15 protein-coding genes and 1 pseudogene are annotated in these 20584 nt (G+C 40.4%); 6 read left to right on the top strand and 10 right to left on the bottom strand.

The genetic code is table 11. The features are described 5' to 3' along the window. Nucleotides 1-264 precede the first annotated feature (264 nt). Nucleotides 265-2133: a helix-turn-helix domain-containing protein gene (locus tag RCG24_RS13870; protein ID WP_040036594.1), complete on the bottom strand. Its 1869-nt coding sequence runs from the start codon at nucleotides 2131-2133 to the stop codon at nucleotides 265-267. Between the two features lie 129 nt (nucleotides 2134-2262). On the opposite strand from RCG24_RS13870, the gene RCG24_RS13875 reads away from it, so the two are divergent. The 3 genes and pseudogenes from RCG24_RS13875 to RCG24_RS13885 all read left to right on the top strand — a co-directional run bounded on the left by RCG24_RS13875 (nucleotide 2263) and on the right by RCG24_RS13885 (nucleotide 6203). Beyond that, a complete protein-coding gene (locus RCG24_RS13875) occupies nucleotides 2263-2445 on the top strand; it encodes an LlaJI family restriction endonuclease (RefSeq protein ID WP_308079186.1) in 183 nt (60 codons plus the stop codon). Between the two features lie 787 nt (nucleotides 2446-3232). Continuing rightward, nucleotides 3233-4158: pseudogene (locus tag RCG24_RS13880) on the top strand (SDR family oxidoreductase). A 509-nt stretch (nucleotides 4159-4667) separates the two neighbouring features. Then, entirely contained in the window at nucleotides 4668-6203 is a 1536-nt protein-coding gene (locus tag RCG24_RS13885; RefSeq protein WP_040036597.1) for a multicopper oxidase family protein, read from the top strand. A 174-nt stretch (nucleotides 6204-6377) separates the two neighbouring features. Here the strand turns inward: RCG24_RS13885 and rlmD are convergent, their stop codons facing one another. The 5 genes from rlmD to RCG24_RS13910 form a co-directional block, all read right to left on the bottom strand. Further along, entirely contained in the window at nucleotides 6378-7754 is a 1377-nt protein-coding gene (gene rlmD / locus RCG24_RS13890) for a 23S rRNA (uracil(1939)-C(5))-methyltransferase RlmD (protein WP_308077291.1), read from the bottom strand. Beyond that, the gene (locus tag RCG24_RS13895; protein ID WP_308077292.1) at nucleotides 7751-8038 is read right to left on the bottom strand and encodes a hypothetical protein; all 288 of its coding nucleotides are present in this window, start codon (nucleotides 8036-8038) and stop codon (nucleotides 7751-7753) included. Before RCG24_RS13895 ends, rlmD begins: the two co-directional genes overlap by 4 nt. A gap of 789 nt (nucleotides 8039-8827) precedes the next feature. After that, entirely contained in the window at nucleotides 8828-10291 is a 1464-nt protein-coding gene (locus RCG24_RS13900; protein ID WP_202653540.1) for a nicotinate phosphoribosyltransferase, read from the bottom strand. A 62-nt stretch (nucleotides 10292-10353) separates the two neighbouring features. Further along, nucleotides 10354-10899 carry a cysteine hydrolase family protein gene (locus RCG24_RS13905; protein WP_202653541.1) on the bottom strand — a complete coding sequence of 182 codons (546 nt, stop codon included), beginning with the start codon at nucleotides 10897-10899 and terminating at the stop codon, nucleotides 10354-10356. 168 nt (nucleotides 10900-11067) lie between these two features. Next, the gene (locus tag RCG24_RS13910) at nucleotides 11068-12009 is read right to left on the bottom strand and encodes a diacylglycerol kinase (RefSeq protein ID WP_308077293.1); all 942 of its coding nucleotides are present in this window, start codon (nucleotides 12007-12009) and stop codon (nucleotides 11068-11070) included. A gap of 279 nt (nucleotides 12010-12288) precedes the next feature. Between RCG24_RS13910 and plsY the strand changes: the two genes are divergently transcribed. After that, entirely contained in the window at nucleotides 12289-12915 is a 627-nt protein-coding gene (gene plsY, locus RCG24_RS13915; protein WP_308077294.1) for a glycerol-3-phosphate 1-O-acyltransferase PlsY, read from the top strand. Nucleotides 12916-13060: 145 nt separating this feature from the next. Here the strand turns inward: plsY and RCG24_RS13920 are convergent, their stop codons facing one another. Continuing rightward, a complete protein-coding gene (locus RCG24_RS13920) occupies nucleotides 13061-13615 on the bottom strand; it encodes a thioredoxin family protein (RefSeq protein ID WP_202653544.1) in 555 nt (184 codons plus the stop codon). 214 nt (nucleotides 13616-13829) lie between these two features. Here RCG24_RS13920 and putP point away from each other — a divergent pair, with 214 nt between their 5' ends. Continuing rightward, the gene (gene putP, locus RCG24_RS13925) at nucleotides 13830-15326 is read left to right on the top strand and encodes a sodium/proline symporter PutP (protein ID WP_308077295.1); all 1497 of its coding nucleotides are present in this window, start codon (nucleotides 13830-13832) and stop codon (nucleotides 15324-15326) included. Nucleotides 15327-15530: 204 nt separating this feature from the next. Continuing rightward, nucleotides 15531-17129: a WG repeat-containing protein gene (locus tag RCG24_RS13930; protein WP_308077296.1), complete on the top strand. Its 1599-nt coding sequence runs from the start codon at nucleotides 15531-15533 to the stop codon at nucleotides 17127-17129. 114 nt (nucleotides 17130-17243) lie between these two features. Here RCG24_RS13930 and gatB read toward each other — a convergent pair whose 3' ends face one another. From gatB to gatC, 3 genes are read right to left on the bottom strand one after another with little or no spacing between them, the layout of a single operon-like run. Then, nucleotides 17244-18671, bottom strand: coding sequence for an Asp-tRNA(Asn)/Glu-tRNA(Gln) amidotransferase subunit GatB (gatB, locus tag RCG24_RS13935; protein ID WP_202653547.1), 1428 nt, complete (start codon nucleotides 18669-18671; stop codon nucleotides 17244-17246). Between the two features lie 13 nt (nucleotides 18672-18684). Next, nucleotides 18685-20142 (bottom strand): Asp-tRNA(Asn)/Glu-tRNA(Gln) amidotransferase subunit GatA, encoded by a 1458-nt coding sequence (gene gatA / locus RCG24_RS13940; RefSeq protein ID WP_202653548.1) that lies wholly within the window; start codon nucleotides 20140-20142, stop codon nucleotides 18685-18687. Between the two features lie 15 nt (nucleotides 20143-20157). Next, nucleotides 20158-20451, bottom strand: coding sequence for an Asp-tRNA(Asn)/Glu-tRNA(Gln) amidotransferase subunit GatC (gene gatC / locus RCG24_RS13945; RefSeq protein WP_202653549.1), 294 nt, complete (start codon nucleotides 20449-20451; stop codon nucleotides 20158-20160). Nucleotides 20452-20584 lie beyond the last annotated feature (133 nt).

Here is a 20584-nt window from a genome sequence, read left to right on the forward strand (position 1 = left end):
ACGAGGAATGGTCTAATTCTTGCTAACTACGAAGGACCTTTCCTTCATTTATCATTATTGTAGGTGAGAATTGGACAGCCTTGGCGGACACCTCATGCCCGTTAATTTCAGGCTCAAAATGACGCTTTTCCCAACAAAAACACCTAAAAACAACAATAAAAAAAGCCATACACAAACCCTTAAAAGGATTCATGTATGGCTTACTTAGTTAATAACTAAAAAGCGGACATCCTGTGTCCGCTTTTTCAAAAATATTATTGAATTTTATAATGGCTCTGCGCCATGTTCCTGTAAAAACGTTCTAATCTCATCCATCGATTTTGCATATAGGTGAGTTAATGCAAAGTTATACCAAATATGACTGTTATTATTGAAATTCAATGAAAATGGTGAGTTGCGAATTATATGACTGCTAATATTTGGCGGTAGATGAAGTCCAAGGCAAATCAATACAATGGAATTAATAGATCCCGGTTCCTCACCATTAACGATTCGTCTTATGGTACGCTCGTTGACCAATATTTTCTCTGCTAATTCTTTATAAGTTACTTTTTTCCACTCACGTACTATTTTGAGAGAGCTGGTATAGCTATTTGGCAATTCATTATAGATTCGCATTTCTTCAGCTATTGTTTCAGCTAGTAATTGGGCCTTCTTTTCTGGAGCCGCATACTCAAAACCATTACAATACTTTATATCAAAATCTATATTTGATGTCTTATCACGGTTGAGGAAACATTCAGTATAGTATCTTTCCCTACACCCGGATTTGACTGATAACTCGAAAACCAAGCAGCACTCTTCCATATGGGTTCGTGCGTAGTCAGTAAGTACCGTTTGTCCGAATATATCATGTGTTAAATATTTTGGATAGTTTAGCACAAAGTGAGAATCTACATATATATAACTTCCGTCTCTAACTAGAGCGGCCATTTCTGGATTGGTTATGCTTTGGATGGCAGCATCCTCGGCGCTTATAGAAAAGGTCTGATTTCTTTCAAGCGCACCCTTCTTAAATCTGTGTGGCTTGACGTAGCGACCATCTATATAAGTAAAAGTTCCGATTGCTTCCTCGTATCCAGCATCAATCATTCGAATTTTAGCTGCTGTCCGAGATACGCTGAAGAACGTTGCTAAGGCGTCAATAACTGGCTCCATTACATCTATAAGTTCAGATGTTCCCAGTTCTGAACTGAATTGCTTAATAAATTTGAACGCTTGGGTTTTAAACATAGCAAGTGGCATTTGTATCTTTGGGGCGAGGGCATTCGCCTGCCATTCCATCCAGTCAGTTGCATCTCTGGTATTGTCTTTTATACCTCCGACTACCTGACACTTGATTCGTGTGGCACTGCTATTATATAACCGTTCCAATTCAAATGCTTTTCTATGTTGGTCCCAATGAACACACTCATGCACAATAGTATTATTGACTGATCCCAGGTTACGAAGGAAGTAAGCTTTAGGATCCACGATTATTGTACGGCCACTCACATGGGTCTGTACCATTTCATCGCTATCTTCATCATAAAACTCTGCATCACAGTCGTGAAAGTATATCTGCCCAAAAACAGAGAAATCCTTTGTAATCTCTCTCATTTCTACTGTAAGGCCCATTTTTTCTGCCAACACCTGTGGCTCAACTGCCATTGGGTTTTTTAATGCTTCAGGGTAATGTCTTCTAAGGAAGTCTGTGGCAACAGATTCTAGTTGTTCCTTATGAATGATAGGGACAAGGGAGTCTGACATAGGTTTCGGCTGCTTATTTTTGCTAGTATACTCAGTTATACTAGAGATTGAAAAATCATCCAAATTGCAATCCAAATCTCCTGAGCATTCCAGCATAAACCATTGCCGACAATTTTCTGATTCATCATAACGATGATTTGATTCACGGACTTCGAATTCAGCTTCAACAGCAACATCAAATTCTATTTTCATGTCCGGTAAGTCATTAACAGATACGAACTTTACTTCTATATCTGATAACTCAATGCCGCCGATGTTTTGAACTCTGTATAGCCGTAAGTCTAAGCCATCGTAGTTTTCTTCGGTGAAATCCTGTATGGCAGCAAACATTTTATTATAGAATCTTTCTGCCACATATTCTTTAAATGAACGATTACCTGCCATACTCCCCCACATCCCCTTTATAAATGAAGTAAGCCTATATCCATTTTTTCATTTGCTAAATAGTGCGAGTATATCAATTCTGCGGGCAACTGTCTTATTTGAATATTCTGTAACCCGAGAGCATCTAACATTGAGCATGGAAAAGAACTACGGGGACAACCTGGAATTGGTGATATTACAAAGCAGTACCTATATCAGTTGGCATATAAAAATTTTGTTAATGATCATGGAATTCAAGATGTTAAAAATTGCTTTTTGATGCCAACCGAACAACATAGCATTATTAATAAGGGATACGTCAATAGTGAATAGTCTTATCTAATAAAATTGCATTAAGCAGAGATATAAGTATAAATCTAATAATGATTATAAATAAAGAAGAAGCAAAGTGTATTGCAAAGAAAATGAATGTTACATTAACTGAACTACGGGAATAATTTTAAGTGGAAATACCTAAAAGGCTTTTACGGAATGACAAGAAAATTATCAGAAAAACAAAAAGTAGAAATCTTTATTGATAATTGGAAAAGAAATTAAATGTATGCTTCCCATAAAGAATAAAGCCAAGGAATTCAGTCTGGTAAGGCAATTGATTTATATGAAGCATATCAGAAAAAATACTATGTTATGGATACGTATCTGTTAATGACCAAACCATTCATGTTAATGGTGTAGAGCTGACGTTATCATAATTCAACCAGTAAGATTAGTTAATCTTGATGCATTTTAAATTCCATTAAATAAGTTAACGTATGATGTGGTTAGAGGTTTTTTCTGGTTGACCTATTTTTTAAGTACTATTCTTGAAGTAGCCGGGATTAAAGAACTGTTAATTAACAATAAGTTGACCTGTCAAAGGGGTAGAATGTTGAGTAAAGCGCTTTGTCCTAAAGGTCAGTTCAATAAAGAAAAAAGGTCTCTCTTTTGAGAGAAGAATACGCTTCTGTGTCGAAAGCAAACAACTTTTTCCACAATTTTTATACTTTATTTTTAGTGAACAGCATAAACATTCTATAGAACAAAATCACTTCTATAGGAGGTTTCCATGGATCAAAAGGATCAAAGTCGTCAATTAGACCAAATAAAGCAAATGTAACAAATGTTTAGAGCGAATATGAAAACTCATCCTTATCCCATGTACCCTAACTATGGGAAAATAACACGTTACGAAGAAATTCCGATAAGTTTACCTGAACAGCGCCAGCTACGCCATCCCGGAGTGGAAAAATTTATGGTACCACTTCCAATTATCGAAAACCCGAACTATAAAGGGAGTGGGAAGTTAACAGGAAAAGTAGCACTTATTACAGGGGGTGACAGTGGTATTGGTGCAGCAGTAGCAATTGCGTTTGCTAAAGAAGGAGCAAATGTTGCCATTTCATACTTAGATGAACATGAGGATGCAAATAGAACAAAAACGAGGATTGAACAACTCGGACAACGTTGTTTACTACTACCTGGCGACTTGCGAGACAAACAACAGTGTATCTCCATTGTAGAACAAACAGTAAATACGTTTGGACGTCTCGATATTCTTTGTAACCACGTTGGTATCCAATTCCAACAACTAAGTCTGCTTGACATTACAAATGAACAATTCGATGACACCTTCAAAGTTAATATATACTCTCATTTTTACACAACAAGAGCAGCGCTTCCTTATTTAAAACCAGGCAGTTCAATCATTGGCACTTCTTCAGTGGTGACGTATGTAGGTGAGCAGCAAATGATTGATTATACTGCCACAAAAGGCGCAATAGTTGGTTGGACACGTGCCTTAGCTAAAAATGTTGTAAAACAAGGGATCCGAGTTAATGCCGTTGCCCCGGCCGAATTTGGACTCCACTTATTTCAGCAAGTTTCTCGTCAGACCAAGTCGCCGTATATGGAGCATTTAATCCAATGGAACGAGTTGCCCATCCATTTGAACTCGCACCAACCTATGTCTATCTTGCTTCTGATGATTCTCGTTTTGTTACTGGTCAAGTTCTTCATGTTGACGGGGGCGAATCCACTCATTCCTAATGGAAGGAGGTTTCCATTTTGAGATATGAATTTAATCCAGAAGTAAAGCTATTGCTAGTAAACCATTCCAATGAAAAAGTAAAGATGGTCTATATGGAAGATTCCTGGCCAATGTCTAAAATCGCACTTAGACCACCATACTATTGCTACCCAAGTTACGAGCTGAATTATCCAATAATCTAAATAATAACAGACAAAAAGACTTCTATACACAGTGTGGAAGTCATTCAATTTTTTCTTAGGGTTCGCAATTATGCTAACCTTCAATTTATCTATTTAGACTAATCAGGAAATAGGATAACGGTTTTAAAACGACTTTTTACAGTCGTCCTCACGATTATTAAACATTTTGATAACCATGACTTGCTTATCCAAGGTCATTTAGTGTGTGGGTCAATATAAGGTGGACCCCTTCGTCAAGACACTGCAAAGAGGTCTCCAATTAATCTAAAACTATGGGGGTGGCAAATTTCTTGCATTAATGACCCTTTAAATCAAGGAGGCAAATTATGATTCTCTCTAAATTTGTAGACGAACTGCCCATTCCACCTATTTTAAAACCTCGATGGAAAGATCAGTTTTATACTTACTACGAAGTAAATATGACTGAATTCAGTCAATCACTTCATAGTCAGTTAAATAACTCAACTGTTTGGGGGTACGAAAATGGATATCCAGGACCTACAATTGAAGTCGAAAGTGGAGAAAAAGTGTTTATTAAATGGATTAACAATCTTCCTGATAAGCATCTTTTTCCAATCGATTATACGGTTCATGGTGCCCATCGGGACGTGCCTGATGTAAGAACAGTCGTACACGTACACGGTGCTTGTGTTGAATGGGAAAGCGATGGCTACCCAGAGGCTTGGTTTACAAAGGGATTCAAACAAGTGGGGCCTTATTTTAGAAAGCAAATATATCGATATGATAATTGTAATCATGCCTGCACTTTATGGTATCATGACCATACGATTGGTATTACGAGGCTAAATATTTATGCAGGTTTGGCAGGATTTTATCTTATCAGAGATCATCGGGAACGTTCATTGAATTTACCGAGTGGGAAATATGAGGTTCCTCTTATGATACAAGACAAGACATTTAATAAGGATGGTTCTCTTTACTACCCGAAGCAACCAGAAAAACCGATTCCTGAATTAGAAACGTCTATTATTCCTGAATTTATTGGGGATACGATTCTAGTAAATGGTAAAGTATGGCCTTATTTAGAAGTGGAACCACGTAAATACCGCTTTAGGCTTTTAAACGCATCCAACACTCGTTTCTATAGGATTAAGCTTAATTCGGGACAACTTATGTATCAAATTGCGACTGATGGAGGGTTACTGGAATATCCAGTTGGTATCAGGGAAATCATGTTAGCCCCTGCAGAAAGGGCAGATGTGATCATTGATTTTACCAATTTAGAAGGGAAGAATATTATCATGACAAATGATGCCCCCGCTCCTTTTCCAGGGGGTGACCAACCGGATCCATTAACGGTTGGTCAAGTGATGCAATTTAGAGTAACTCTTCCTTTATCAAGTGTTGACACTAGTACAATTCCGGCTTATATGGTACCTGTTCCAAAAATAAAGGAACAGTCAGTTACGAGGATAAGATACCTAACATTAAATGATAATATGGATCAGTACGGTCGTGAATGGATGCTATTGGACAATAAACCATGGGAGGCACCAATATCAGAAAACCCAAAATTAGGGACAACCGAAATATGGTACCTCATCAACGTAACTGATGATTCACACCCAATTCATCTTCACTTAATTGATTTTCAAATACTTGACCGAAGAAATTTCGATGTTGATAAGTTTAACAAGGAGAAAGTTATCGAATATACAGGTCCGGCAATGCCACCGGAACCACAAGAACGAGGATGGAAAGATACCGTTCGAGCTAATCCGAAGCAAGTTACTCGAATAATCATGGAGTTCGGACCATTTACCGGGTTATATATATGGCACTGTCATATTTTGGAGCACGAGGATTATGAGATGATGAGACCATATATTGTTATCCGATAATAAGCAGTAACCTGTCAAAATTAACTTGAATCACCGGGACGTTTCTTAATGTATCCAATATGTTTCCTCCAAGAATAAAAATAAGGGCTTCCTGACATGAACATTCTCGACAAAATTCCCGAGAGAAGGCTGCAATGTCAGAAAACCCTTTATTTCTCAGTGCTTTGAATAGTCCTATTTCTCCACCCTTGACATCAAGACAACACACTCCACATGGCTCGTATGTGGAAACATATCCACCGGCTGTACTTCGAGTGTCATGTAACCGCCATCCTCCAATATCCGTAAATCCCGTGCTAATGTTGCCGGGTTGCAGGACACGTAGACAACCTTTTTTGGCTTCATTTCAATGATGGTTTGAAGCAGCGCCGCATCGCAGCCTTTTCGGGGCGGGTCAACGACCAAGACATCTGCTGCATTACCTTCTTTATACCATTTAGGAATCACAACTTCTGCTTGGCCGACGGCAAATTCCACGTTTGTTATGCCATTGAGGTCAGCATTGCGGCGGGCATCTTTAATCGCTTCTGGGACAACCTCTACCCCAAAAACCTTGCTCGACTTTTGTGCCAAAAATAAAGAAATCGTGCCAATGCCGCAATAGGCATCAATAACAGATTCCTCGCCGCTAAGGCCGGCATATTCCAGAGCCTTATCGTAGAGTACCTTTGTCTGTACAGGATTGATCTGATAAAACGATAAGGCCGAAATTGCAAATTTCACATCACCAATATAGTCATAAATGACTTCACTGCCCCAAAGCAATGTTGTTTTTTCTCCGAGAATGACGTTGGTTCGTTTCGAATTGACATTGTGAATAATCGACTTCACTTTAGGGAGTCTCGCGATTATTTCCTCTATCAGCTTGTTTTTATGAGGTATATCCTCAGTTCTTGTAATCACCACCACCATTAGTTCACCTGTTTGCCTTCCACAGCGAGCCATAATATGGCGCAGAACTCCTTTATGGGCCTCTTCATCATACGCTGGAATCTCTAGTTTACGGCAAATTTCCTTTACCGTTTGGATCGCTTCGTTCACTTCCGGCAGCTGAATCAAGCTTTCGTCTGTATCAATAATTTCGTGGCTTCTTGGTTTGAAAAATCCAGCAATCAATTTGCCGTCTTTTTCACCTACCGGAACTTGAGCCTTGTTGCGGTAGTGCCATGGATTGTCCATGCCGATAATCGGATGTACTTGAACATCGTCCAGCTTACCGATGCGTGCAAGGACCTGCCGCACTTGATTTTCTTTATATTTAAGCTGTCCTTCGTAGCTAATGTGTTCCAGCTGACAGCCGCCATATTTATGTTTTTCGCTGGCAGGAATGTCCACGCGATAGGGACTCTTCTCATAAAGCTCGATTAACCGCCCAACTCCGTAGCTTTTTCCCGTTTTAATAACCTTGACCTTTGCTTTTTCACCAGGCAGTCCGCTTGCGACAAATAAGGGATAACCGTCAACCTTTGCCACACCCGCTCCGTCATGGGTTAAATCTTCAAATTCTACCTCTATATAATCATTCTTTTTAACCGGCAATGTTCTACTCATGTATTTCTTCCTTTACACTTTATGTTTGCAAATCTATCCTCTCTAATCGGAGAATAACACATTTCAATTAGTGCATTACTGATTCCAACTGGCGAATAAACCTCTCCAATTAGCGCTTTACTCATTCCATCTGGCGGATAGATCTCTCCAATTAGCGTTTTACTCATTCCAACTGGCGGGTAGATCTCTCCAATTAGCGCTTTACTCATTCCAATTGGCGGATAAACCTCTCCAATTAGCGGATTGCACTCCTTAATTAGCGCCGTCCCACTGATAACTAGCAAAATTGTATCACAAAGCCTGGCTGATTGCGAAACACTCTAAGTAAAACAGGAGAGAAAATTGTCAGAAAATTTTTATTTAAAAATATAATAAAAGTGGATATGATTAAAACAATCCAATAAGAAAGGAGTGGATAATGATGATGATCAAGAAAAGCATTTGCTTTACCTCGTTCCTTGTCTTTTTGGCTTTTAATGTTATGTATCTTTCAAACGTACTCGTGAAAACACATCCGGTAGGCAAGGCTATTATCCAGTTAAACGACTGGAAGGTAAAAGCACCGTGGGACGATGAAAAGAAATATACTGCCACCCTATCAAACCTCTTTGAACTTTTTTTCATCTTATCCACAACGAAAATATCATCACCCTATTTTTCTTCAACCTTAAAACGCAACATATCCTTTCTTATCCCGATCTTTCATCAGTCTAATTATTTGATCCACATTCCTTAGGTTTGATCTGTAAAAACATAACAAGGGAGGAAGTATTATGTGGATCCGCTTTCTTATCATTGGCTTCTTTTCACTATCCGCCGCCAGCATTTTTACCTATCAAGGAATTGAAACCTTCCATGCTTTTATGGACCTATTTAAACAAAAATGACGGGTGTTTTTTACCCCATTTTTTAAATGAACACCAGCCGACTGGCGAGTCCGCTAAGGCGGTTCATGAGGCGTAGATTTATGCGACATAGAAAGGCATAGGAAAATCCGGAAAAAATTTCACACTTTCCTATTAACCAAAAAAACAACGCTCAGAGAGACAACTTTTCTGGGCGTTGTTAAATGGCTATTGTTTCATTTTCGCGACTTTTTCTTTCACTTCTTCAATATTGTGCATCTTATTATCCCAGCATTTTTTGCTTAGGTCGACTGGATATTCCTCTGGATTCATTGTTCGCTTATATTCATCCCATAATGCATCAAGATTTTGTTGTAAATATTCACGCGACTCTTCTAAGCATGGAACTTCATAAACAAGCTCTCCGTTTACAAAAATATCCTCATGGAGCTCTTTTGCCGTAAAGTTCGTCACCACTTTGTTTATATACGTATGGGTCGGATGGAACATGCTTAGACGTTTTTCCGGCAGTTTTTCGTTCTCCATTGCAATGTAATCCCCTTCGGCATGACCGTTCCGATTATTAATAATCCGGTAAACTTTCTTCAGGCCCGGAGTTGTCACTTTCTCAGGATTAGATGAAATTTTTATCGTATCTTCCATCTCTCCCGTTTCATTTTCAATTGCTACTATTTTATAAACAGCCCCCAAAGCGGCCTGATCGAATGCAGTAATCAGTTTAGTGCCGATTCCCCAGCTGTCAATTTTGGCCCCCTGTGTTTTTAGGTTAATAATCGTATACTCGTCCAAGTCACTTGAGGCAAAAATTTTTGCATCCTTAAAGCCTGCTTCATCGAGAAGTTTACGTGCTTCCTTAGACAAATAAGCTAAATCTCCGCTATCAAGGCGAATCCCGACGAAATTAATTTTGTCACCTAATTCTTTGGCAACTTTAATGGCATTTGGTACACCAAGGTGAAGTGTATCATACGTATCCACCAAGAAAACGCAATCTTTATGGGTTTCAGCATATTTATGGAAGGCAGTGTACTCATCCTTGTAAGCCTGGACCAGCGAATGGGCATGTGTCCCCGAAACCGGAATGCCAAACATCTTACCTGCCCTGACATTGCTCGTAGCAGCAAATCCGGCCAAATAAGCGGCTCTCGTTCCCCAGACGGCTGCATCCATTTCCTGGGCCCGCCTTGTTCCAAATTCCATCGCAATATCAGAACCAAGGACCTGCTTGATCCTTGATGCTTTGGTGGCAATTAATGTTTGATAGTTCACAATATTAAGTAAGGCTGTTTCGATTATTTGTGCTTCTGCTAAAGGAGCGTCAACTCGTAACATCGGCTCATTGCCAAAAACAAGTTCTCCTTCCTTCATTGAGCGAATCGTTCCGGTAAACCGCATATTTTTTAAAAAATCTAAAAAGTCATCCTTATAGCCCACTTCGTTTTTCAAATAATGAAGGTCTTCCTCACTAAAACGGAAGCCTTGAATAAATTGAATGACTTTTTCAAGGCCGGCAAACACGGCATACCCGTTCCCAAACGGCAGCTTACGAAAATATAAATCAAAGACCGCCCGTTTATTATGAATGCCATCACGCCAGTATGTTTCTGCCATATTAATCTGGTAAAGATCTGTATGCAAAGTGAAACTATCATCGTGGTAAATGTGTTTCATAATCGCCCTCCATAATACTATTACAGCTTTACACCTTTTTTACAATCATATCATTAAAATACTTATTTCACCATAGCGCCCAGTGTTTTTTCGAAATGTCCCAAGGCCCAATCATGCCCCGCGGAATTGAAGGAAGCAACAGCATCTTTATAGACGACAATTTTAAAACCTTTGTTGTAGGCATCGACGGCCGTATGGAGAACGCAAATATCGGTACATACACCTACTAGATGGACTTCTGTAATTCCCCGTTCCCGTAATTTTATTTCCAGGTTGGTACCAGCAAAAGCAGAATATCTTGTTTTATCCATGAAAACAACATTACTGCGTTGTTTGTTTTCCTCGTAAACCTGTTGCAATGTTCCATATAAATGTCTGCCATCTGTTTCACGCAAATTATGAGGTGGGAATAGCTTTGTTTCAGGATGGTATTCGTCGCCTTTGTCGTGAACATCAATAGCAAATACGACATAATCACCGTTATCGATAAATTCTTTCGTCAGTTCCGTAATTTTTCCTTCGATGTCCTGCCCTGGCTTACCGCAGGTTAACGCACCGGCATCAGCAACAAAATCAAACGTATAATCAATATTTATTAACGCCCTCACCCTAATCGCTCCTTTTTTTGGCTGTCTTGACTCTTGTCTTTAATTCATTATACACGTTAACGAAAAAAAATTACAATTTTCAAAACTGCTAGAGAGAGCGCTAATAACCAGGCCACTTCACCTGTCGGTTATGAAAAAAAGTTCGTTCCACGATAGGAACGAACACTCTTAACTATATCTTTTTCCCGACACCCAATCGGTTGGGCGGTCATTTGGCCGAATGTCTTTTAGCGGAACAAATACCTCCAAGTGCCGGTACAGATTGGCGAATTCGGCTGGTAACAAGCCGCCGTATTCTCCGTCTAAATTCACTTGAACTTTTTCATTGGATTGAACTTTAATCCGATTTGCTTTCGTATAAATCACATTGGGGTCATTCACGTGCTCGCCGCGGATTGCCAGTGTAACAATCCGAATAAATTCTGCAAGATTAACCTTTTTCAAAATTAATAAAGAAAATAGGCCATCGTTAATCGAAGCATTGGGTGCTAATCTTTCAAAGCCGCCAATGGAATTGGTCAGACCGACAAGAAACATCATCGTTTCGCCTTCAAACAGCTTTCCATCATATTCGATGCGTAAGTTCGAAGCTTTAATCGAAGGCAGCATTTCGATTCCTTTTAGATAATAGGCGAGCTGACCAAGCATGGTCTTTAATTTACTTGGAACTTCATAGGTAAGCTCGGTGAGTCTGCCTCCACCGGCGATATTAATGAAATACTTATCATTGATGCGGCCAATATCGACAGGAATCAGCTCACCATTGGTAATAATGTCCACAGCTGAAGCGACATCACGGGGAATATGCAGAGCACGGGCAAAGTCATTCGTCGTACCGGATGGAATAATTCCTAATTTGGGGCGAAACTCCTGCTCAGCTAATCCGTTTACTACCTCATGAATCGTTCCATCCCCACCAGCAGCGATAACCACATCAAACTGACGCTCAACAGCGATTCGTGCTGCTCGCGTTGCATCACCGGCTCCGGTTGTTGCATGACAGGATGCTTCATATCCGGCTATTTCCAGTTTTTCAAGAATTTCCGGCAAATGACGCTTAATCATTTCGCGCCCTGATGTCGGATTATAAATCAATCTCGCTCGTTTCATAAATTCATCCACCTATTTTTAAAATCCATAACGGTTTAGTCTGTTCAATATTTTACCAATTAACACTGCCACTTACAAATAATTTGTCAGGCAAGCCCATTAACTATCATAAACCATTTTATTTTTTTTGCAAAAAACAAGTAATGATTTACTTCCAACGAGAATTTTGTACACGTCCTTCCTACTTTTATTTTTCAAATTCAGATATTTCAACGGAATTCTACCATTTTCCCATGTTACAATATAACTACAAATTTACCAAATAAGGGATTGGTATAAATGTTTTGGCTTTTGCTGGCCGTTTCATATCTAATTGGCAGCGTTCCCACCGCCTTAATCGTAGGTAAATTATTCTTTGGCGTTGATGTCCGTGAACTCGGCAGCAAGAACCCCGGAGCCACCAACACGCTTAGAGTCCTGGGAAAAAAGTCAGCTGTTTTTGTCCTGCTGATTGATCTTGGGAAAGGTGCACTTGCGGCTTACCTCCCACTGTTCTTCCACCTTAGTGCTGAACCATTATATTTTGGCTTGGCTGCCGTCATTGGGCATTGTTTCCCGATTTTCGCCGGATTTAGAGGCGGCAAGGCTATTGCTACTACCGCCGGGGCTTTGATGATTGCGGATTTGCCGTTACTATTAATTGCTTATGTAACGTTCTTTTTCGTTATCCTGCTAACAAAATATGTATTTCTTGGGTCGATTTCTGTCGGCATAAGCCTGCTCGCTTATGATCTATATTCAGTCAGGCTGGATTTTGAATTGATCTTCTTATTATTTTTCATCCTATTGATTTATCTCCACCGTTCCAACATTCGAAACTTCATTCTCGGCATTGAGCCGAAAATTAATGATAAAAGTTTAAAAAATGATCGGATCCCTCCAAAGGGCGGAGGATTTAAGACATGAGAAAAGAGGGTCGGCTTTTTACTGCGCCCTCTTTTTATGAAAGACAGTTTACCTTCGTTCACGGCCGGTTTTGTCCTTCATCCCGCTTATGAAAGACAGTTTGCCTTTGTTCGCTGCCGGTTTTGTCCTTCATCCCGGTTTTATTTTATTTTAATAGTGTAGAAATAATGCTTTCTGCCACTGTTTGCCACATATCCGGTTCAGTTTGATACCTTTTTCCAAGGCTTTTGTACATTGCCAGCTGCTTTTCTTGGAAATCCGCTGCTTCCTTGTCTGGTAAGGAAGCCCGCTCTTTCTCGACAAGTTCCTGAATTTTTGGTGCACGAGGCCCCCAGACAGCAACTTCCTCCCCTTCCTGATCGATAAAGATAAAAATGGGAATAGCTCTTGATGTACCATTCGTTAAATATTGATCCATCAGTTCAAGGTTTTGATCCCGAAGCAGAAAGTGAACTTCAATTCCCGCCGTTTCTGCAATCCGAAGCAACACTGGGTTATTTAACAGGGCATCCCCGCACCAATCCTCTGATATTACAAGGGCGCGTATTTTGTGCTGCCTTAATGCTGCCAGTTTACTTCGATCATTCTCCGTTAACGTGAAGCGTTCATAAATCGAAAGCATTTCCACCTTATTCCTTTTCATTGAATTTATGTACTCCTCAACCGTCATTCCTTTTTGGAACCATGAATTTAAATCCACAATATCGAACTCCTTTCATTTCCTTTATCATAAATGTTTTTGTTTATCCTTACAATGATAGTACTTACAAATAGTACCATTACTATATTAAAAGTATTTATAATTATGGTAAAAAAATAATATTTTCTACTGGAAATGCTTTCAATAAATTGATAGAATATTAAATATAGGGGAAATATTATTATAATTATTATTCTAAAAAGGGGGAAAATGGATGTCTGATCAAACTTTACAACTTATTTCGATCACCATCTATATCGTAGGTATGCTCTGGATCGGCTGGTATGCCTACCGAAAAACTAGCAATCTTACAGATTATATGCTTGGGGGCCGGTCGTTAGGACCTGCGGTAACCGCTCTGAGTGCAGGCGCCGCCGACATGAGCGGTTGGCTGTTAATGGGGCTGCCTGGCGCCATTTATGTCAGCGGGCTGGCAGAAGCCTGGATCGCCATTGGTTTAACTATTGGTGCCTATCTAAACTGGTTATTCGTTGCACCGCGCTTACGTTCCTACACGAAAGTGGCAAACGACTCAATTACCATTCCAAGTTACTTGGAAAACCGCTTCAAGGATAATACAAAGTTGTTGCGTGTTGTCTCTGGTATTGTTATTCTTCTGTTCTTTACATTCTACGTTTCTTCCGGAATGGTTTCCGGTGCTGTCTTCTTCGAGAACTCCTTTGGTACTAGTTATCATATTGGATTATTTATTGTTGGCGGCGTTGTCGTGGCCTATACATTGTTCGGTGGTTTCCTTGCCGTAAGCTACACTGACTTTATTCAAGGTTTGATGATGCTGATTGCCCTTCTCCTTGTTCCGGCAATTGGAATTTTTATAACTGGTGGCCCTGCCGAAACATTTGATACGATCCGGGCAATTGACCCAACCTTACTAGATTTGTTCAAAGGCACAACCTTTATTGGGATTATTTCTGCTGCGGCATGGGGGCTTGGCTACTTTGGTCAGCCACACATCATTGTCCGCTTTATGGCGATTAAAACCGTTAAAGAAACAAAAAGTGCCCGCCGCATTGGAATGGGCTGGATGATTTTCTCCTTGCTTGGGACAATTTTTACAGCATTAATTGGGATTGCCTATTTCCATGAAAACACGGCCCATACACTGAAAAATCCGGAGGCTGTATTCATTTCCTTGAGCCAAATTTTCTTCCATCCGCTGTTTGCCGGATTTGCTTTAGCTGCTATCTTGGCCGCGATTATGAGTACGATTTCGTCACAATTAATCGTTACCTCCAGTGCCCTGGTTGAAGATTTATATAAGGTCGTCATGAACAAAAAAGCCACCGACCGCCACCTTGTTTTCTTAGGCAGAATGGCCGTTCTGCTCGTAGCTATAGTTGCTATTGCCCTCGCATTCAAACAGGATAACACCATTTTAAACCTGGTTGCCTATGCATGGGCTGGTTTCGGAGCTTCCTTCGGTCCGGTTATTCTTTTAAGCTTATTCTGGAAAAAGATGACGAACTGGGGTGCTTTGTCCGGAATGATTGTCGGGGCTATCACCGTTATTGTTTGGAAAAACTTTGACCTTGGAAAAGTTATTTTCGGACAATCCTTGTATGAAATCGTTCCAGGCTTTGTATTTAACCTTATGGTTGCTGTCATCGTCAGCTTGATTACCTATAAGAAAAATGAAGAAATCGAAAGCGAATTTGATGAAAGTGTTCGTTTATTAAGAGAAGAACAATAAGAATTATAGAAGAGAAACGCTCAACCCGAGCGTTTTTCTTTTTAAGCAGGTCGTGTTCTTCATTACTCCTCAAATAGAATCCTCACTTTCAGCCAACAGAATAGCAAACTCATCCTAACTCTACATTTTTGATGGCTTACTATTTTTGCATACAGCCAATATAATAGAAGTAGTAGTATGAATATGTTTGAAGGAGTGAAAAGGATGAAAAGCCAAATGAAAATTTGGATTATTGGGCTCGTCTCATTTTGTATGTTATTCGGCACATCACTGTCCTCCACCTTTGCCGCAACCAGCAAAAAGGTTCTTGGCATTGAATTCATCAATGGGCTTGTTTTATTCAAGGAAAACGGAAAATACGGCATGATCGACAAAAAAGAAAAAACGGTAATTAAACCGGTGTATGACGAGATCTACCCATCAAGGTCATTCAAGAATTTCGTATTGGCTAAAAAGAACAAGAAGTACGGAGCCGTTAGTGTGAAGGGAAAGGTGATTGTTTCTCCAGTATATGATTCCGTTGAGTACGGGAACAGCAGCCTGATCATCGTTGTTAAAAATAAAAAATATGGACTCATTAGCACCAGCGGCAAGACAATAGTCTCTCCCAAATATGAAAAAATTTCCCGCTTCTCTAATGAAGTCGCTTATTACAAGCAGAACGGGAAATACGGCATCATCAATTCAAAGGGGAAAATTATTCTTAAAGCAAACTACGAAAAAATAACCGCCAACACCAACGGCATCTTTACAGTAGTTCAAAATAAAAAGTATGGTTTAGTCGATCACAATGGTAAAGTCATTGTAAAGCCAGCCTATTCTAGCATAGGTTCCTTCATAAATGGTTTAGCACATATCCGCGATGGCGGAAAGTACGGGGTTATTAGCATAACGGGAAATATCATTTCCCCACCCAAATATGATTATATCTCAACCTTTTTCAATGGTTATGCCCAGACAAGATTCAATAATAAATTTGGTTTCATTAGTACAAAGGGGAAAGTGGTGGCTGAACCAAGTTTTGACTCTGTTGGTGTGTTTAGAAATGGCTTAGCACCAATAAAAGTAAATGGTCTACTTGGGTTTATTGATACCACCGGAAACATCGTGATTAAGCCACAGTATGACGCAGATTACGAGAGTGACGAAGGTGGATTGTTTGAATTTTGGCAGGATGCAGCGGTTGTTTCCAAAAATGAAAAGTTTGGTATTATTAACAAAAAAGGCGCTGTGGTACTCGATTTCAACTACGATTATATCAGCCATTTCAACCAAAAAGGGTTAGCGGTTATCAGGCAGAACCATAAATACGGCATCGTGAATTTGGCGGGGAAAATTATTGTAAAACCAACCTATGACTATATGCGACTGGCCAGCTATGCCGACGGTGAGATTAATGGGGATTTCGTTATCTATAAAAAAGGCAGCAAAGAAGGGGCCATTGATAGTAAAGGAAAAATCATCATTACAGCGAAATACGACCGGATTGATCCATTAGAATATAAAGGTTTGATCAGAGTGATGAAAGGGTCTAAATATGGACTCGTCACCTCATCCGGAAAGGTACTAGTTGAACCAAAATATAGCGAGATTGGCCTCTTTTATCCAAGTAATTATCATTTGGCAAGTGTTGTTTATAAAGGAAAATCCGGCTTTATCAATGAGCAGGGAAAAATCGTCATTCAACCGCAATATGATCAAATAAACAGCTTTCATGAAGGTCTGCTCTATGTGAAAAAGGACGGAAAAGCTGGATTTATTGATAAAAATGGAAAAGTGGTTATAAAGCTGATTTATAAATAAAACAAAAATGTACCGGTAAACTCGGCTTGTATCACTTCTTAAAGTTAGGTGAAATTTTATACTTTCTTTTCTAGTAAGAAACAGCCGGCAGAAAGGATTCTGCCGACTGGCCTTTTAGCGTTTTTGTAATTCCTGCTGCAATAATTTGTTGACTACTTGCGGATTGGCTTGTCCTTTTGTTGCTTTCATAACCTGACCAACAAGGGAGCCTGCTGCTTTTGCTTTACCACCTTTGAAGTCCTCAACTGATTTCGGATTTGCATCCAAAACCTCTGAGATAATTTTTAGCAGTGTGCTTTCATCAGAAATTTGCACAAGTCCTTTTTCTTTAACAATCTTCTCAGCATCGCCGCCGTTTTCGATTAACTCTTTGAATACCGTCTTGGCAATCTTTGAAGATATCGTGCCGTTTTCAATCAGTTTAATCATGCCGGCCAGACCCTCTGGAGTCAAAGCAACCTCATGCAATTCTTTTCCTTCGGCGTTTAAATAACCGGAAACTTCACCCATAATCCAGTTGGAAGCCTGTTTGGCATCAGCCCCGGCATGAACGGTGGCTTCAAAGAAGTCAGCGGTTTCTTTTGTCACAGTTAATACTTTGGCATCATAAACCGGCAATCCAAGCTCTTCTACATAGCGTTTTTGCCGCTGATCCGGCAGTTCCGGAATCTCAGCACGGATGCGGGATTTCCAGTCTTCATCAATATAAAGCTCTAATAAGTCCGGTTCGGGGAAGTAGCGGTAATCATCAGAGCCTTCCTTCACCCGCATGAGGATTGTTGTCCCGGTGGCTTCATCAAAGCGGCGTGTTTCCTGCTCGATTTTTCCGCCTGCCATCACAACTTCTCGTTGCCGCTTCTCCTCAAATTCAAGTCCTTTACGGACAAAATTGAACGAGTTTAAGTTTTTCAACTCGGTTTTTGTCCCGAATTCTTTTTGTCCCACAGGACGAATGGAGATATTGGCATCACATCTTAGTGAGCCCTCTTCCATTTTACAGTCGGATACACCGGTATATTGAATAATCGATTTTAATTTTTCCAAATAGGCGTAGGCTTCATTCGGCGTGCGAATATCCGGTTCCGAGACAATTTCAATCAGCGGTGTTCCCTGACGGTTAATGTCGACCAAAGAATAGCCTTTTTCATGGTTTAACTTACCGGCATCTTCTTCTAAATGGATGCGGGTAATGCCGATTTTCTTTTTATAGCCATCAACTTCAATTTCAATCCAGCCATGCTCGCCGATTGGCTGGTCAAATTGAGAAATCTGATATGCCTTGGGATTGTCTGGGTAAAAATAGTTTTTTCGGTCAAATTTTGTGTGCGTGGCGATTTGACAATTCAACGCCATCGCCGCCTTCATGCCGTAATCAACAACCTTCCTGTTTAAAACAGGAAGGACGCCTGGGTACCCTAAATCAATCACACTTGTATTAGTGTTCGGCACGGCCCCAAAATGGTTTGGACTGGATGAAAAGATTTTCGATTCGGTTTTTAACTCAACATGGACTTCAAGTCCGATTACTGTTTCAAATTCCACTTTCGTTCACCCCCTACAATTGTGGCTTCTGTGTATGATAGTCTGTTGCCTGCTCGAAGGCATGGGCAACGCGATAAACGCAAGCTTCATCAAAATGCTTACCGATAATTTGTAATCCAAGCGGAAGTCCGCCATCAAAGCCGCATGGCACAGATATGCCCGGGACGCCGGCAAGATTCACCGGAATCGTTAAAATATCATTGACATACATTGTCATTGGATCGTCGATATTTTCGCCGATTTTGAACGCTGGAGTCGGCGTAGTCGGACCGATAATGACATCATAGTGTTCAAATACCTTTTCAAAATCTTGCTTAATCAAAGTACGCACTTTCTGTGCCTTTTTATAGTAAGCATCATAGTAACCTGAACTCAACGCAAAAGTACCAAGCATAATACGGCGCTTGACTTCATCACCGAAGCCTTCCGCTCTTGTATTTTTGTATAAGTCTAATAGTGTCTCGGCATTCGGTGACCGATACCCGTAGCGGACACCATCAAAGCGGGCAAGGTTGGCCGATGCTTCGGATGATGACAACAGATAATAAGTGGCCAAGGCATATTTCGAGTGTGGTAGTGAAACTTCTTCCCAAACAGCCCCAAGGCCTTCCAGCACCTTTAATGCGTCTAAAACGGATTGACGGACAGATTCATTGACACCCTCACCAAGATATTCTTTTGGAACAGCAATTTTTAAACCTTTGACATCACCAGTCAAGCTCTTGGTAAAATTCGGAACATCGACATTGGCTGATGTGGAGTCCATCGGATCAAGGCCGGAAATAGCTTCAAGCAGGTAAGCATTATCCTCAACCGTTCTCGTGATCGGCCCGATTTGATCAAGTGAAGAGGCAAAGGCTACAAGTCCAAAGCGGGAGACCCTCCCATAGGTTGGCTTCATGCCCACGACACCGCAAAATGCAGCTGGCTGGCGAATCGACCCGCCTGTATCAGAACCAAGGGAGAATAATACTTCACCTGCAGCAACGGAAGCAGCCGAACCGCCTGAAGATCCGCCTGGAACTCTGTCTAAATTCCATGGATTATATGTTTTTTGGAAGTGCGAGTTTTCGTTCGATGACCCCATCGCAAACTCGTCCATGTTCAATTTACCGATTGTCACCGTCTCTGCCTTTTGTAATTTTTGCACGACAGTGGCATCATAAATTGGATCAAAGTTTTCAAGAATTTTGCTGGCACAGGTTGTCCTTAATCCTTTCGTGACAATATTGTCCTTTATTCCAATCGGCATGCCAAAAAGAAGCCCTTCGGCGTTACCAGAGCTGAGCTTTTCGTCAAGGACCTTTGCGGTTTGCCGCGCCTGTTCTTCGTTTAATGTTAAAAATGCCTGTACCTTGTCATCCACTTCAGCGATTCGTTTATACGATTCATCAACAAGGTCAGATACTTTCAGCTCTTTTTTATGTAAAAGCTCATGCAAATCTGATACTTTATGATCAAATAAACTCACTTTTTTGGTCCTCCTCTACTCCCCTAAAATCGATGGCACTTTAAATTGCCCATCCTGATGTTCAGGCGCATTTTTCAATACTTCTTCCTGCGGTAATCCCAGCTGCGGAATGTCCTCGCGCAAAACATTTTTCATATCAAGCACATGGTATGTAGGTTTGACATTATCCGTATCCAGTTCATTTAATTGTTCTGCAAATGTGATGATGGCATCAAGCTGTTTTGTAAACTTTTCCGCCTCTTGTTCCGTAATCGCAAGCCGTGCCAAATTGGCCACATGCTTCACCTGCTCTGTTGAAATCCGTGACATAACGATCCCCTCCGATCACTTTTATTTACTATTGATGATACCAAACTTTTTTGCTTTACCGCAATGATTCCTTCTCCATTATGGCCAAGTTCATTATGATTTAATGGCTGTCTTGGAACACCTATTTTTTGAT

It is taken from the genome of Neobacillus sp. OS1-32 (assembly GCF_030915425.1).
GTDB classification, from domain to species: Bacteria; Bacillota; Bacilli; order Bacillales; family Cytobacillaceae; genus Neobacillus; species Neobacillus paridis.